The 16,616-nt window shown below is 42.6% G+C and carries 12 protein-coding genes; 11 read left to right on the forward strand and 1 reads right to left on the reverse strand.

Annotation, left to right across the window (positions count from 1 at the left end; translation table 11 throughout):
- The first annotated feature begins 73 nt into the window (after window positions 1–73).
- The 6 genes from gyrA (at window position 74) to citC (ending at window position 9,664) form a co-directional block, all read left to right on the forward strand.
- The gene (gene gyrA / locus AACQ79_RS12680) at window positions 74–2,797 is read left to right on the forward strand and encodes a DNA topoisomerase (ATP-hydrolyzing) subunit A (protein WP_017044297.1); all 2,724 of its coding nucleotides are present in this window, start codon (window positions 74–76) and stop codon (window positions 2,795–2,797) included.
- A gap of 357 nt (window positions 2,798–3,154) precedes the next feature.
- Window positions 3,155–4,801, forward strand: a complete 1,647-nt coding sequence (locus AACQ79_RS12685) for a methyl-accepting chemotaxis protein (protein WP_017046166.1) — start codon at window positions 3,155–3,157, stop codon at window positions 4,799–4,801.
- Window positions 4,802–5,213: 412 nt separating this feature from the next.
- Window positions 5,214–6,206 (forward strand): Bug family tripartite tricarboxylate transporter substrate binding protein, encoded by a 993-nt coding sequence (locus AACQ79_RS12690; protein WP_013856993.1) that lies wholly within the window; start codon window positions 5,214–5,216, stop codon window positions 6,204–6,206.
- A 95-nt stretch (window positions 6,207–6,301) separates the two neighbouring features.
- Window positions 6,302–6,796, forward strand: a complete 495-nt coding sequence (locus tag AACQ79_RS12695; protein ID WP_019281353.1) for a tripartite tricarboxylate transporter TctB family protein — start codon at window positions 6,302–6,304, stop codon at window positions 6,794–6,796.
- Between the two features lie 11 nt (window positions 6,797–6,807).
- Window positions 6,808–8,313 carry a tripartite tricarboxylate transporter permease gene (locus AACQ79_RS12700; protein WP_170899182.1) on the forward strand — a complete coding sequence of 502 codons (1,506 nt, stop codon included), beginning with the start codon at window positions 6,808–6,810 and terminating at the stop codon, window positions 8,311–8,313.
- Window positions 8,314–8,572: 259 nt separating this feature from the next.
- A complete protein-coding gene (gene citC, locus AACQ79_RS12705) occupies window positions 8,573–9,664 on the forward strand; it encodes a [citrate (pro-3S)-lyase] ligase (protein ID WP_013856990.1) in 1,092 nt (363 codons plus the stop codon).
- Window positions 9,665–9,777: 113 nt separating this feature from the next.
- Here citC and citX read toward each other — a convergent pair whose 3' ends face one another.
- On the reverse strand, window positions 9,778–10,308 hold the full coding sequence (gene citX, locus AACQ79_RS12710; protein WP_170899183.1) for a citrate lyase holo-[acyl-carrier protein] synthase: 531 nt from the start codon (window positions 10,306–10,308) through the stop codon (window positions 9,778–9,780).
- A 428-nt stretch (window positions 10,309–10,736) separates the two neighbouring features.
- On the opposite strand from citX, the gene AACQ79_RS12715 reads away from it, so the two are divergent.
- The 5 genes from AACQ79_RS12715 (at window position 10,737) to AACQ79_RS12735 (ending at window position 16,547) form a co-directional block, all read left to right on the forward strand.
- Window positions 10,737–10,976, forward strand: a complete 240-nt coding sequence (locus AACQ79_RS12715; protein ID WP_019281352.1) for an OadG family protein — start codon at window positions 10,737–10,739, stop codon at window positions 10,974–10,976.
- 27 nt (window positions 10,977–11,003) lie between these two features.
- Window positions 11,004–12,800, forward strand: coding sequence for a sodium-extruding oxaloacetate decarboxylase subunit alpha (gene oadA, locus AACQ79_RS12720; RefSeq protein ID WP_013856986.1), 1,797 nt, complete (start codon window positions 11,004–11,006; stop codon window positions 12,798–12,800).
- Between the two features lie 9 nt (window positions 12,801–12,809).
- Window positions 12,810–14,114: a sodium ion-translocating decarboxylase subunit beta gene (locus tag AACQ79_RS12725; protein WP_029189993.1), complete on the forward strand. Its 1,305-nt coding sequence runs from the start codon at window positions 12,810–12,812 to the stop codon at window positions 14,112–14,114.
- Window positions 14,115–14,223: 109 nt separating this feature from the next.
- Window positions 14,224–15,855 (forward strand): ATP-binding protein, encoded by a 1,632-nt coding sequence (locus AACQ79_RS12730; protein WP_212756381.1) that lies wholly within the window; start codon window positions 14,224–14,226, stop codon window positions 15,853–15,855.
- Between the two features lie 2 nt (window positions 15,856–15,857).
- Window positions 15,858–16,547 carry a response regulator gene (locus AACQ79_RS12735; RefSeq protein ID WP_013856983.1) on the forward strand — a complete coding sequence of 230 codons (690 nt, stop codon included), beginning with the start codon at window positions 15,858–15,860 and terminating at the stop codon, window positions 16,545–16,547.
- Window positions 16,548–16,616: the final 69 nt, after the last annotated feature.

Raw genomic sequence — 16,616 nt, forward strand, 5'->3', positions numbered from 1 at the left:
TGAATTATGTGTTATATTTTTCGGCCTTGTACGTATCGAATATACGATCAAAAGATAGAGGGATAATGGCTCTATGAGCGATCTAGCTAGAGAGATCACGCCCGTAAACATTGAAGATGAGCTAAGAGGTTCATACCTAGACTACGCGATGTCCGTTATCGTGGGTCGTGCTCTTCCAGATGTGCGTGATGGCCTAAAACCAGTACACCGTCGCGTTCTATTCGCGATGAATGTGCTTGGTAACGATTGGAATAAACCATATAAAAAATCTGCCCGTGTTGTGGGCGATGTGATTGGTAAATATCACCCGCATGGTGATAGTGCTGTATACGATACGATTGTTCGTATGGCGCAGCCGTTCTCATTGCGTTACATGTTGGTCGATGGCCAAGGTAACTTTGGCTCGATCGATGGTGACTCTGCGGCAGCAATGCGTTACACCGAAGTACGCATGTCAAAAATTGCCCACGAACTGCTTGCCGATCTCGACAAAGAAACGGTCGATTATGTACCGAACTATGACGGTACAGAACAGATCCCTGCGGTTCTTCCTACGAAAATTCCTAACCTACTGGTGAATGGCTCATCCGGTATTGCAGTAGGTATGGCAACCAACATTCCACCCCATAACCTAACGGAAGTGGTTGAGGGTTGCTTGGCCTATATAAATAATGAAGACATCACCATTGATGAGTTGATGGACTACATTCCGGGCCCAGATTTCCCAACAGCAGCATTAATCAGTGGCCGCAAAGGAATTATCGACGCTTATAAAACAGGGCGCGGTAAAGTCTACATGCGCTCTAAAGCGGATATCGAAGTCGAGAAGAATGGTAAAGAAACCATTATCGTCAGAGAAATCCCTTATCAAGTGAATAAAGCACGCTTGATTGAAAAAATTGCTGAGTTGGTTAAAGAGAAAAAAGTCGAAGGCATCAGTGCACTACGTGATGAGTCTGATAAAGACGGCATGCGTATTGTTATCGAATGTAAACGTGATGCGGTTGGCGAAGTGGTACTGAACAACCTTTACGCTCAAACACAGTTACAAACAACATTCGGCATCAACATGGTTGCGCTGGATAATGGTCAACCTAAGCTATTCAACTTGAAAGAAATGTTGAAATGCTTTGTTGATCACCGCCGTGAAGTGGTGACGCGTCGTACTATTTTTGAACTGCGTAAAGCTCGTGATCGTGCCCACATTCTAGAAGCACTGGCTCTCGCGTTAGCCAACATTGATGAAATCATCGAATTGATTCGCCGCGCGGCAACACCAGCAGAAGCAAAAGAAGGCTTGATTGCTCGTGGTTGGGATCTTGGCAACGTAGCGTCAATGCTTGAACGTGCTGGAACCGATGCCGCTCGTCCTGAATGGCTTGAACCAGAATACGGTATCCGTGATGGCAAATATTTCTTAACTGAGCAACAAGCCCAAGCAATTCTTGAACTTCGTCTGCACAGATTGACAGGTTTAGAGCACGAAAAAATTCTTGATGAGTACAAAGCTCTTCTGGAAGAAATCGCTGAACTGATGCATATCCTTGCCAGCACTGAACGTTTGATGGAAGTGATCCGCGAAGAGCTTGAAACTGTTCGTGATGCTTTTGGTGACGCACGACGCACTGAAATTACCGCGGCAACTCACGATATCGACATGGAAGAGCTGATTGCTCGTGAAGATGTGGTCGTTACACTTTCTCATGCAGGTTATGTGAAATACCAGATCCTCAGCGATTACGAAGCACAACGCCGTGGTGGTAAAGGTAAGAGCGCGACGAAGATGAAAGAAGAAGACTACATTGAGCGTCTTCTTGTGGCGAATACTCATGACCATATTCTTTGCTTCTCGACTCGTGGTAAGACATACCGTTTGAAAGTCTATCAATTACCGCTAGCGAGCCGTACAGCGCGTGGTAAACCTATCGTTAACATTCTTCCTCTGGAAGAAGGGGAACGTATTACTGCGATTTTACCAGTCACTGAGTTTAGTGATGATAAGTTTATCTTTATGGCGACCGGTGACGGTACAGTGAAGAAAACATCACTTTCAAGCTTCGCCAACGTGCGTTCTAACGGTTTGATCGCGGTTAACTTGCGTGAAGATGATTCTTTGATTGGTGTGGACATTACCGATGGCAACAGTGAAATTATGCTGTTTTCTAAATTTGGTAAGGTGGTTCGCTTTAAAGAATCAGAAGAAACGCCAGTATTGGATGAAAATGGTCAGCCTGTTCTTGATGAACATGGCCAGCCAGAAATTAAGTTCAAAGGTGTTCGCGCCATGGGACGCACAGCGTCCGGTGTTCGTGGTATGAAGCTAGCAGAAGGCGACCAAGTGGTATCGCTGATTGTTCCTTCAAATGACGGCGACATCTTAACAGTGACACAAAACGGCTATGGTAAACGTACAACCTTAGGGGAATACCCAACTAAAGGTCGTGCAACTCAAGGCGTTGTTTCAATCAAGGTGTCTGAGCGTAATGGTCAAGTTGTCGGCGCAGTGCAAACTGAAGAAGGCGATGAGTTCATGATGATCACCGATGCCGGTACGCTCGTTCGTACTCGCGTCGCGGAAGTGAGCCAAGTGGGACGCAATACTCAAGGTGTGACCTTGATTCGCACCGCTGAAGATGAAAACGTCGTAGGTTTACAACGTATTGAAGAAATTGAAGATGTTGAGTTACCAGAAGGTGAGGAATTGCCAGAAGGTGAAGCGAGCGTTGCAATTTTAGAAGTACAAAGTGACGCAGAAGAGGCTGACTCTGAACCGAGCAGCGATTCTGAAGACGAGTAATCGTTTCACGTATCCACCTTTATTCTAAGGTGATAAAGAATAAAAGCCGGAGCATTGATTGCTTCGGCTTTTTACTTCTAGCGAGCAGCCCATCTAACAAGTGAAGGATTTCCATTCAGCGTTGAAATCGTGGTGGTCTTTTTGAAAAGATCATCTGTGCCACAAATACGGCTGACTCCACATCTCTCATTCAACCTAAAATTGCCTATACTTAGCTATTGAGTTAACGTCATAAAAGTCATTAATTTAATTTAAAACGTTCTAGAAAAGATAACTTTTTAATAAATAAGAAACCATTCATTGGTTAAGATCTGTCCCCATAACATAATGGCGCTACAACTAAAAAGGATATAAAAGATGTTTGCTAATCGGTTTACCTTACAATCGCGATTAATTTTTGCAGTGTTATTACCTTGCGTTGCGTTGATTATTGTTGGAATGGCGAGCTTCAATAGCATGTCGACGATTCAACGACAGGCAGAACAGCTCTATCTCAATACGGCCGCGCCAATGCGTTCAATGGCTGAAGTTGCCTCTCGAATTCCCCGTATGCGGGTTGGTATCGATATGATGTTACTTCAAGAGACGTCGTTAAGAGATAAAAAGGGTGTCCTCACACGCGTGAAAGAGACACGTGACGAAGATATCCCTGAAATGAGGCAGTCTGTCGAGCACGCAGTTCAGTCACAAGTGGATCCAGAACAGCGTAGACAAGTTCAGCAGCTGTTGACTGACTTTGAAAAAATGGTCAGTACTCAACTTAATCCTATGTTGGCGGCATTTGAAAAGGGCGATCTAGATACGGCGCGCAACATATACCGAGATCAATACGCGGTTACCTATGGTGAACTGCGTAAAAAAGCCAATGTGATCCTCGATTCGCTACTAGAGCAGGCCAAACAGCAGAACGTCAATAGCCAAAAGAGTTATGCCCAAGGGCAAAATCACATGTTTATCATTATTGGTATTGGCGTGCTAATTTCGTTTGTCACTTCATTCTTTATTGTTATCGGCCTAAAAACGCGAGTGGCCAGCCTACAAAAATCCATTGCTTTGGCAGCTGAAAACATGGCGCTAGATGCTCGCATTGATTTAGGTGGCCAAGATGAGTTATCGAAAATTAGCGACAGTTTTAACGACTTCATTGAGAAAGTACATGTAGCGATCAAGCAAGTGGCTTCGAGTTCTTATGAATTAGCGAATACGGCTAACCAAGTTTCAGCTCGGGCACTATTAACTAAAAACAACTGCACTTCGCAACGTGATAGAACAGTTCAAGTGGCCACTGCCATTCATGAACTAGGTGCAACGGTAGGCGAAATTGCAAACAACGCAGCTCAAGCTGCCGACGTTGCGAAACAGGCCACTCATCAGGCGGAAAATGGCACCACTGTAGTAGAGAAAGCACAAGTGCAAATTGCAGATTTGATCACTGAATTAGAGCAAGCTGCACAAGTCGTAGGCTCTTTGGCTGGTCAAGTGGTTAACATCAGCTCGATACTTGAGACTATTCGTAGCATTTCCGAGCAAACGAACTTACTTGCATTGAACGCAGCGATTGAGGCGGCGCGAGCGGGAGAGCAAGGTCGAGGTTTTGCGGTCGTTGCCGATGAGGTGCGAAATTTAGCAAGCCGTTCTGCTGCATCAACCGAAGAAATTCAAAGAGTCATTAATAACTTACAGGAAGAATCGAAACGGGCGGTTGGGGCAATGTCCCAAGGCCGAGAGCAGAGTTTGTTGGTGGTTGAACAAGCTGAAAATGCCAATAGCTCGCTAAAACAGATCCGCGTTTATATAGAGAATATTAGTGATCAGAACATTCAAGTGGCGACGGCAACGGAAGAGCAATCAAGTGTGGTCAGTGAAATCAACCGCACCGTTGAAGATATTAATCATCTCACCATGGAAACAACAACAGTGGCTGAGGAGCTCACTGTCAGTAGCGAACATTTGAAAAAAGTTTCTAAGCAACTCGATAGCCTAGTGAATAATTTTAAATTGTAATTGTGGTGATTAATACGATACAGAAAGAGAGTGGAGGCTCTCTTTCTTATTTTTAAAATAAGAATTAAATATCCTATCACTCACTATTTTTATTATTTGTCACACGTCACAATTTTCTTGATTCTGTGATGTTAAACATGAGTTGGTTATTTTTATTTAAATGAGATATTTATCTAACCATTTGTTATGTATTGTATTTATTTTATACGTGAGTGGGTTTTAATAAAGCGTACTCAGTTTAAAATCATAAACGTCATATCCCGCATTAAACAACTAATTTATAGGGTTTTGAATCACATAACCATTTTCGTATTCATTGAATAATTCCATTATCAATTTGAGGCTGAATGACAGTTAAGTATTTAGCTAATAGTTGAGCTAAAGGGAATAACTATAAATAATAGGTACAATAATGAATATGAAACTCAAGAGTATACTGATCAGCACAGCGATTGCCTCTATCTGCGCTATTCCTGTAGGAACGGTAATGGCGAAAGATTATCCGCCTAAAACAATCTCATTTATAGCCCCAGCAGGTGCTGGTGGTGGTTGGGACTTAACCATTCGTACCGTTGCTAAGACCCTAAAAGATACCAACTTAGTCGAATCGAATTTACCGATCACTAACCGCCCTGGTGGTGGTGGTGCCGTTAACTTAGCTTATATGCAAACGCAAAAAGACAGTGACAAATTAATTGCTGTTTATTCTCCACCTATTTTGCTTACTCACCTTACTGGTGCAAGCAAATACAGCTATGAGGATACGACTCCATTAGCCCGTTTGATCACTGACTATGGCGCATTCGTCGTTTCAAAAGATTCAAAATACACCTCAATCAATCAAGTGATGGATGCGCTTAAAAAGGATCCAAAGAGCGTTAAAATTGGTGGAACATCGGCTGCAGGCAGTATGGATCACATTCAATTTCTGATGATTGCGAAAGCAGCAAGCGTACCGAACCTAAACCAGATTGATTACATTTCCTTTCAGGACGGCGGCGCGGTGGCTCAAGTATTGGGTGGACACGTTGACCTCATTTCGACCGGTCTTGGTGATGTCGCTCAATTGGTTGAAAGCGGTAACCTAGTAGCGCTGGCACACACAGCTAATAAACGAATTGGTGAAGGCGAAGTTGCTAAGATTCCAACAGTGAAAGAACAAGGAATTGATGCGACTTTCGAAAACTGGCGTGGGTTATTTGGCCCGAAAGATATGCCTGATTACGCGGTCACTTATTGGAATGCCAAGTTAAAACAAATGGCGGAAACATCAGAGTGGGCGGAAGCACGCAAACGTCATGGCTGGGATGATGCTTACCAGAATAGTGAGGAATTCACTCAATTTTTGGCAACCACTAATGAGCAATATAAAGAGATCCTAGCGGAAATATTTAAGAAAAAATAATTCATCTTAAATATTGGGGGCTCAGAGTGTTGTCGTGTCCCCGAATTCTTTCCAATCGCATTGTTTCTCAATCATTCCTCGCAAAAGGGTTACATATGGAAAATAACAAGATTCGTCCAAACTGGGATGCTTTTACAGGTTTGTTTAGCGTCGGATTTGGTCTTATATATGGAGGCATGACTTATACCATGCCAAGAGCTGCCTTCGGCAACCCACTTGATCCTATTTATTTCCCAATGGGCATTGCAGTACTTGCTCTGATGGTAGGTTGCATTCTTCTGGCTAAAAGTAACATGAGAGCCTCTGTCATGGCTTTTATTGCTTTGATTAATGAAGATGAAGTGAAGAAGTTTGATCGTAAAAGAATTTTATATACCTGCATTGTTTCTGTTGGTTACGCTCTGATTTTCGACCCACTTGGCTATGTAATCAGCACCTTCTTCTTCTTGTTTTCAATGTTGACGATCACTAGTGGAATCAAGGCATGGAAACAAAGCATCTTGGTTGCATTAGCGTTCTCTGTCTGCGTGTATTTTGTGTTCAGCACGTTACTAAGCATTAGTCTTCCACCATTACCGTTTATGGAATAAGGCAAATAATTATGACTGATATTTTTGTTAACTTAATGAATGGTTTTGGTATCGCTTTTCAACCTTATCATCTATTACTAGTCACGTTAGGTGGCATATTGGGTACTGTTGTGGGAATGCTTCCAGGCTTAGGCCCCGCAACGGGTGTTGCTGTTCTGCTTCCCATGACGTTTGCTATGGGGCCGACGGCCGCCTTGATCACTATGACGGGTGTTTACATTGGGGCGATGTTTGGTGGTTCTCGTAGCTCGATCTTGATCAATACTCCCGGAGATGGTGCCGCCTTGGCGGCAACCTTCGATGGCTACCCGATGGCGATGAAGGGCAGAGCAGAATCCGCGTTAGCGATTTCAGCGATTGCTTCTTTGATCGGCGGTACGATAGCCGCAATTTTAATGACACTACTTGCTGAACCTGTTGCAGGATTCGCGCTTAAATTTGGTCCTGCGGAATACTTTTTGTTGATGGTGGCTGCGTTGTCCATGACCGCATCCATGTCGAAAGGCAATATGTTGAAAGGTTTCTTATCCATGGTAATCGGTCTTGCTATTGCAACGGTCGGTATTGATGCGCAAAGTGGAGCAGAACGATTTACATTTGGTAATTTACACCTTCAAACGGGTATTGATTTTCTGGTGGTGATTATCGGTATTTACGCAATGGGTGAAGTCTTTAAGAGCTTCAGTTCGTTAAGTAAAGGCACGAAAAAAGCACAAACCAAATTCAAACGCATTTGGATTGAAGGGGATGACTGGAAACGTTCCAAATGGGCTATTCTTCGCAGTGCTCCCATTGGTTTCATCATCGGTTCCTTGCCCGGTGCGGATGGGACTATGGCCTCGTTAATGTGCTACAACAACGAAAAGCAGCTTTCAAAACACAGTGAAGAGTTTGGCCATGGTGCAATTGAAGGCCTTGCAGCACCAGAGTCGGCTAACAACGCTGCATCGATTGGTGCAATGATCCCGATGTTGTCGCTCGGTGTTCCAGGTTCTGGTACGACGGCCGTCATGATGGGTGCGTTACTGATGTTGGGTATTCAGCCTGGACCATTGCTATTTGTACAGCATGCTGATGTGGCTTGGGGTCTGATTGCAAGTATGTTTGTAGCAAACATCATTCTGGCTATAGTGAATATTCCTCTGGCAGGTTTGTTAGTACGAGTGTTAGCCATTCCACCTAAAGTGTTATACCCAATTGTATTAGGTTTGGCATTTATCGGTTGTTACGCGATCAGTAGCTCAGTGATTGAGTTTTACATTCTGATCATCTTGGGTGTGGCTGGTGTGATCATGAAGCGAGTGAATATCCCCACTGCGCCTATGATTCTTGCCGTGATAGTGGGTGGCACCATGGAGCAATCATTCCGCCAAGCGTTTAGGATTTCCAATCAAGATTTATCTATTTTTGCAGGCTCAACCGTATCACAGGTATTAATTGCTATTACTGTATTGTCAATTGCACTACCACTATTTGGTATGTACAGAAAGACAAAACAAACATCACAGCCAGCATAATTTTCGAGTTCTTTAAACGAGATGAAATTTAGTGTTGCATTGATGTAAATAGCGACAAAACCCTCCATCGAATAGATGGAGGGTTTTGTCATTAATATAAAATCAAATGGTATTGGTTAAATATTATCCAAAAATGCTGAATTAATTCATTAACGCCATTTAAATAATTAATCATTGATACCCTATATGATGAAACTCAACGTTAGTCAGTCAAAGAAACAAGATAATTTGTTGGTGAATTTTTAAATGAGAAAGGCCTGTGCTCACGTCATACAGTTTTGAACGAATAAAAAAGAGCAATGCAAGAAGAATGGAGCCCGTCAGTCTATTCTTGCAAAAAATGGGACTCGGGGTTGATGCGGATGTTGAACTCTTTGTCATCGCTTACTATAACCAATCCATTGTTGGATGCGGTGGTTTGGCGGGGAATACACTCAAGTCCGTTGCGGTAGACACTCAGCACCAAGGACAAGGGTTATCAACAACATTATTAAGTGAATTGGTCACGCTTGCTTACGATTTGGGGCGTTACAATCTTTTTATTTACACCAAACCTGAAAATTACGCGATGTTTCACAGTGCGGGTTTTTATTTGCTTACCGCTGTAAAAGGGCGCGTCATTCTGCTAGAAAACAGCAAGTCCCGGCTCACCGATTATTGCCACCAACTCTCAAAGCTAAAGCAACCTGGCAATCACATCGGAAGTATTGTGATGAATGCCAATCCTTTTACGAGAGGGCATCGTTACCTGATTGAACAGGCCGCTCAACAATGCGATTGGGTCCATTTTTTTGTGGTTAAAGAGGATCGTTCCTTTTTTTCTTATCAAGATCGCTTAGCAATGATACGTTCAGGTGTGAAAGATCTAAAAAATGTCATTATCCACGAAGGTTCAGACTATATTATTTCGCGCGCGACTTTTCCTAGTTACTTTCTCAAAGATGAAGGGGTGACGAACTACTGTCATACTGCGGTCGATCTGCAATTATTTCGCAATTATATTGCACCCGCATTGGGGATCACACGTAGGTATGTGGGAACTGAACCTATTTGCGCCGTTACACGTTTTTATAATCAGCAGATGCTGCAATGGTTGACTACACCGACGTTAGACAGTGCGCCGATCGCTTTGATTGAGCTTCCACGGACAGAAAAAGCCAATACGCCAATTTCGGCGTCATTAGTGAGAAATCTACTGTTCGATAATCAATGGGATATGGTTGCGCAACTTGTTCCAGAAACGACCCTTAACTATTTGAAGCCGTTATTTAGCCTTGATACATCCGTTTACCAAGTAAAGAGAAGAACGATGGCGATGAAAGATAGAGGCAATATCGCAATACAATGTTGAATGCATACCAATGCAAAAGCGCCGCAATGCAAGGGCGCTTTTATTTATTACACTCATTGTGCCGATGGGCTCGAATGAAAATCGCGTTTACATATTTAACTAACGACTAGTTTTTAACTATAGCTGTAAGCCTGATTACATAATGAAACGATACATTTTTCTAGCTCATCCAATGCATGTTGGTGAGTCGATGAACATTTCTGTACTGGCTGGCCACACATTAGGCACTGCCGTGGTGCCATACCACAAGATTTTCTAGAAATGGTTTTCCCTCGCAGACACATTACATCGATATTAAATAACGTACCTAAAGGGTGTATCTGTTCAATATCGATCATCGCTTTTTTTACAACGTTAGCCGATGTAATCTGAGTAATATAATAGGCTTCTGAACCAAAATTGGAATGGATTATCTGACGATGCAGTACCTGTGATCTGAGTGCATTGATCTTTTCATTTATAGCATCAAGTGCGCTATTGAATATCACTTCGGTGTATCTTTTTTGAGCTAATTCAATCGGCAAATTTAATGTAAGCGTGATCAGGGGCGCCTGAAATTGCTTTAAGAGTTGAGATTGACGTTCAATTCTTTGTTGTAGATTTGTCAAATTGTCTATGGTGTTACGGTATTGGTTGCTTTGCATGGTGTTTTCTCATTTTGGCATATCCCATATTTAAACCATAACGGCGAAATGATGATCAAAATTTGAATTAGCGGACAATTACACGCAGCACTTGAGTTTTAAATGACCTTAATGATGTTAATTATTCCTTGCTGACATCCGGTCACTATAAAGTTGGCTACCATTATCTGCTATTTCGTCACTTTCCTGTTTGATTGGGTTTAAATATGGGCTTGTTCCCTGCTTATTTGGTTATTTAGGTGTGCTTGATGTAAATTGTTTGTTATCAATTTGATGAATTTAAACGGTATTTACATCAATATGAATTAAATAAATAAACACCATTTAAGTTGTTTAATGGTGTCATTTGAATGATGAAGTTCACGAAGTCCATAAGCTTCGCTCAGTAGACTAATCTCACCGATTTTAATGTGGGTTTTAGAATAACCATGAGCCAAGATCCAATTATTTATGAAGGCATAACCCTAATGGCATTAGGCATGGGGTTTGTGTTTTGTTTCCTATTGTTGCTGGTGGGCGCAATTAGAGTGTTGACCAGTCTCTCATCTTATTTTTTACCAGTGTTAATCAACAAGCCTACAGTGTCAGATAAAACCACGGCACCTGAAGATACGCTTGTCGCTGCCATTTCTGCAGCCCTTCACCACCATAAGAAAAAATTCAGTTAATCATGATTCGAATATAGGGGATTTTTAATGTCTAATAACAATAAACCACTTGGCATCACCGATGTCGTTTTGCGCGATGCGCATCAATCTCTTTTTGCTACTCGCTTACGTCTTGATGACATGTTACCCATCGCATCGGAACTTGATCAAATTGGTTACTGGTCCTTGGAAACGTGGGGCGGAGCCACGTTCGATTCATGCATCCGCTTTTTAGGGGAAGACCCATGGCATCGGTTGCGCGAGCTTAAAAAGGCGATGCCAAATACCAAGCAACAAATGCTATTTAGAGGACAGAACATCCTTGGCTATCGCCATTATGCTGATGATGTTGTTGATAAATTTGTTGAGCGTGCTGTTGTCAACGGAATGGACGTATTTCGTGTGTTTGATGCATTAAACGATGTACGCAACATGAAACAGGCCATTCAGTCCGTCAATAAGTATGGAGCTCATGCTCAAGGCACCATTTGCTATACCACGAGCCCAGTTCACACCATGCAATCTTGGGTTGATGTGGCGGAGCAATTAGTAGAGTGCGGTGTGCAATCCATCGCAATCAAAGATATGGCGGGTGTTATGACGCCGTATGAAGCCAGCGAATTGGTTTCTACACTGAAAAAACAGCTTGATATAGAGCTTCATTTACACTGTCATTCAACGGCAGGCCTTGCTGATATGACATTACTGAAGGCCATTGAGGCTGGAGTGGATCGCGTTGATACTGCCATTTCTTCGATGAGTGGTACTTATGGCCATCCTTGTACTGAGTCCATAGTCGCGGCCTTAAAAGGGACAGGACGTGATACCGGGTTAGACATCTACAAATTAGAGAGTATCGCCGCTTATTTCCGTGAAATTCGCAAAAAATATCATGCTTTCGAAGGGCAGCTAAAAGGAGCCGATTCACGTATTTTAGTGGCTCAAGTGCCTGGCGGCATGCTGACCAATATGGAAAGCCAACTCAAACAGCAAAATGCACTTGATAAAATAGACGAAGTGCTGAAAGAGATCCCTCGCGTAAGAGAAGATCTCGGTTTTATTCCACTGGTTACCCCAACGTCACAAATCGTAGGCACGCAAGCGGTGATCAATGTGATGATGGGTGAGCGTTACAAAACCATCACCAAGGAAACGGCTGGTGTTCTTAAAGGAGAATACGGACAGACACCAGCGCCAGTGAATGCCGAACTTCAAGCGAAAGTGCTGAAAGGCGCAGCGGCAATCACTTGTCGACCTGCTGATTTAATTGAACCAGAAATCAATACGTTGTCATTGAGTGTTCAAGCACAGGCCAAAGAGAGAAATATCTCTTTAGTTGAAGAGGTGATTGACGATGTTCTTACCATAGCACTGTTTGACCAGGTGGGTTGGAAGTTCTTAGAAAATAGAATGAATCCAGCTGCATTTGAGCCTAAGCCTTGTATTGCTGAGGTGAAAGCCCCCGTTGTGGCCTGCAAAGAAGAACAAGCGATCTATACCGTGAGTGTTAATAACCAAAGCTACGTTGTTCAAATCAACGAAGGCGGTGATCCACAGGTTCTTGCAACTGCGTCCAACGTTTCCCCCAAAGCAGCGGCTGCTTCGGCATCCCCTAGTGCTCCTTCAGGTAACGCTGAAACAGTGGCTGCTCCTCTGGCAGGCAACATTTGGAAAATACACACCAAGGTAGGAGATGTAGTCGAAGAAGGCCAAGTACTGCTGATTTTAGAAGCCATGAAAATGGAAACGGAAATCCGCGCAGCCCGGGATGGCATTATTGAAAAGTTGAGTGTCTCTGAAGGGGATTCCGTGCAGGTTGGTGATGCTTTGATGGCGTTAGCGTAAGGAACGATGATGGACAGTATTTTAGCGCTAATCAATGATTTCGGATTTTTCCATTTACAGCTAGGCCAAGCCGTTATGATTATCATCGGTCTTTTGTTGCTGTACTTGGCCATAGTGGAGAAGTTCGAACCTTTACTGCTAGTACCGATTGGTTTCGGCGGAATTTTAGCAAACTTGCCAGATGCAAACCTAGCCGTTAATGCAATAGAAGCGGCGATCTACGCTGGGAAAAGCGATGTTATGAGCGCTTTTTCCTCTGTGCTTAATATCACGGAAGCGGCTCCTGATTCGGTGAAGCACGCGCTTGAGATGGCAACTCCGCTACAAAAAATGAATTTGCATTTATTGGCTGAACAATTCAATTACAGCGATGGTATGTTGTATACCTTCTATAGCGTGGTTATTGCATCTGGTGTGGGCCCGTTGGTCATTTTCATGGGCGTGGGGGCTATGACGGATTTTGGCCCACTATTGGCGAACCCCAAAACCTTGTTGCTAGGAGCCGCTGCTCAATTTGGTATCTTCGCTACCGTTCTTGGTGCGTTAGGTCTTAGTCAATTGGGGCTGATGGACTTTAGTGTGGCTCAGGCTGCGGCTATCGGTATCATTGGGGGGGCTGATGGCCCTACTGCGATTTATGTTTCGAGTATGCTAGCGCCAGAATTATTGGGTGCTATTGCTGTTGCCGCTTACTCATACATGGCGTTGGTTCCTATGATTCAACCGCCGATTATGCGTGCGCTGACCACGGAAGCAGAGCGTAAAATTCAAATGACGCAGCTTAGAACCGTTAGTAAAGTTGAAAAAGTTTGCTTCCCGTTAATGCTGCTTATTTTGATTGCGATGTTGCTGCCTTCGGCCACGCCGCTACTTGGGATGTTTTGCTTTGGCAACTTAATGCGTGAGTGTGGGGTGGTGGAACGGCTCAGTGATACTGCTCAAAATGCCTTAATTAACATCGTTACGATATTTCTTGGATTGTCGGTAGGTTCGAAGTTGATGGCAGACAAGTTCTTACAACCTCAAACATTAGGTATTTTAGCGTTGGGTATTGTTGCGTTCTGTGTGGGTACAGCGGCGGGTCTGCTAATGGCAAAAGCCATGAATCGTATCTGCACCGAAAAAGTGAACCCGCTTATTGGTTCTGCAGGGGTTTCGGCGGTACCGATGGCAGCGCGAGTCAGTAATAAATTGGGTCTAGAAGCTAATCCACAAAATTTTTTATTGATGCACGCGATGGGACCAAACGTGGCTGGTGTTATCGGTTCGGCTGTAGCGGCTGGAGTAATGATCAAGTATGTGATCGGAGGCTAACCGTAATTTAAAAAGGAAGATCACGGTATCTTCCTTTTTATTATTTTGCCAAGCAAAATATCCGATGAATAGACTAAATAAGAAGTTTAATTAAAGGAAAGTTTCGAGTATGAGCATTAATTCTATGCAAATAGTGGCAAGAATGAAAAATGGTCTATCATTTAGAAATCGGGTATTTATATTAATATTTTGCCTAATGATGGTTCAACTTTCTCTAGTGAGTATGAACTTTCATAAAGGGCTTATTAATACGCTTGAGCATCAAGTTGGAACAAGAGCGCTTATTCAAGCTAAAGAGATTGCAAGTGATCCTGAGTTAATTCAAGAAGTTCGGATTAAAAATATTGCCGCGATTGACCACGTTATTAGCCGATTGCATAAAATATCGGATGCTAGTTTTATCGTAATTGGCGATGCTGATGGCATACGCTTATCTCACCCCGTTAAAAAGAGCATCGGCAAACCAATGCAAGGTGGCGATAATGAAGGAGTATTAGAGCGAGGTGAGGCTTATGTTTCCATTCAAGAGGGAAGTTTAGGCTATGGTGTTCGTGGCAAGGCGCCGATCGTCGATTTTGATGGTGAAATAATCGGTGTGATCTCTGTGGGCTATTTGTTCAATCGCTTTGAACAGTGGGTCAATTTTTATTTTCAACCACTGGTTTATGAACTCATCTTTACATTCTTTTTGACATTAATTGGTGCTTGGTTTTTCTCTAGTCACATAAAAAAGAAAATGAATGGCATGGAACCTTCAGAAATTGCGTTGGCACTGTATCTTCAAAAGTCGATTTTATCGTCCGTTTATGAGGGAGTGATTGCTATCGATAAAGTAGGTTCTATTTTAGCGATCAACCGTAGCGCGTTAGAATTACTGGGATCAGAGCGTGATCCAAAACATATGAAATCTCGTTCCATTTTGGAGTATGTAACTAATTCTCAATTTTTCTTTCAGACACCGTTTGAAAAAAATATTAAAGATGAAATTGTATCGATCAATGGGAAAACGATCATTGCCAACCGAGTTGCTATATTTGATGGTACAGAACTCATAGGGTGGGTTGTTAGCTTTCGTCAAAAGAATGATATTAATTCACTTACGGCAGAATTAACACAAATAAAACAATACACTGATAATTTACGTGTGATGCGTCATGAGCATGCAAACAAATTATCAACAATTAGTGGTTTAATAGAAATAGGAGATAATAAAGCAACATTAGAATTAATTAACAGTGAAAACATAAAAAAGCAACAATTAATTGACTTTATAAGTTCAAAAATAAAACTAAGGCAAATTGCAGGAATCCTGCTAGGAAAATATTCTCGCTCTTGCGAGCTAGGGCTAGAATTGCAGTTCGATCCCACTTGCCAGTTACGTCATTTAAATGAAAAAATAGAACCAAATGAATTATCCGCTATTATTGGGAATTTGATTGATAACGCATTTGAAGCCACACTTCAGAACCCTGAAAGTAATAAAATTGTTACCGTGTTAATTACAGATGCTGGTGATGATTTAGTGGTTGAAGTCTCTGACAATGGTTGTGGTATATCATCGGATATAGCAAGTACTATTTTTGAACGTGGGGTAACCAGTAAAAAAGATAGTGAAGGCCATGGAATAGGTTTATATCTTATCAATCGATACGTGATGAATGCTGGTGGAGTTATATTAGTTGATGATGCGGAACCTAAGGGAACGATATTTTCAATTTTTATTCCGAATAAAGGTAATTAAGAATGAATATGATTGATGTATTAATTATAGAAGATGAAGTTGGAATCGCTGAACTTCATGCACATTTCTTCCGTCAGACGATAAGGTTCAATCCTATCGGTATCGCATCGACCATTGCTATGGCGAAAACGATGATACGGATCCATAAACCTAGCCTGATCATTTTAGATAACTACTTGCCCGATGGCCGTGGGATTGATTTGTTGCGCGAGATCATCGCCGATAAGAGTGGCAATCAACCCGATGTGATTTTGGTGACGGCATCAAGTGAGATGGAAACAGTAAAAGACGCGCTTCATTGTGGTTGTTTTGACTACCTTTTAAAGCCTATTTCTTACGATAGACTGCAAGAAACGCTCAATCGATACTTGAAATACCACTGTGCCATCAAAGCGTTTGACAACATCAGCCAACGCCATGTCGATGATTTATTTAATATCCAGACGCGGGATAAAGAATCCAGCCGCCTTCCTAAAGGGATTGGTGAGTTAACATTGGATATGATTAAACAAGTATTTAGAGCCAATAGCGGCCTTAAATACACCGCGGAAAGTTTAGGCAGTGAAGTGGGGATCAGTAAAACCACTGCGCGACGCTACCTTGAATATTGCGCCGCCAGCGGTTTCATCTCGGTTGAAAATGAGCATGGCCGGGTCGGTAGACCTGAACGGGTCTACGTTAAAAACGCCTAGTATTTATGCTTATCGCTACCGCGCCACTCTTTCAGGGTGGCGTTTTCACATCATTGCTATTGTTCTTTC

The sequence above is a fragment of the Vibrio sp. 3-2(1) genome, from assembly GCF_963887575.1.
In the GTDB taxonomy this organism is placed as follows: domain Bacteria; phylum Pseudomonadota; class Gammaproteobacteria; order Enterobacterales; family Vibrionaceae; genus Vibrio; species Vibrio anguillarum.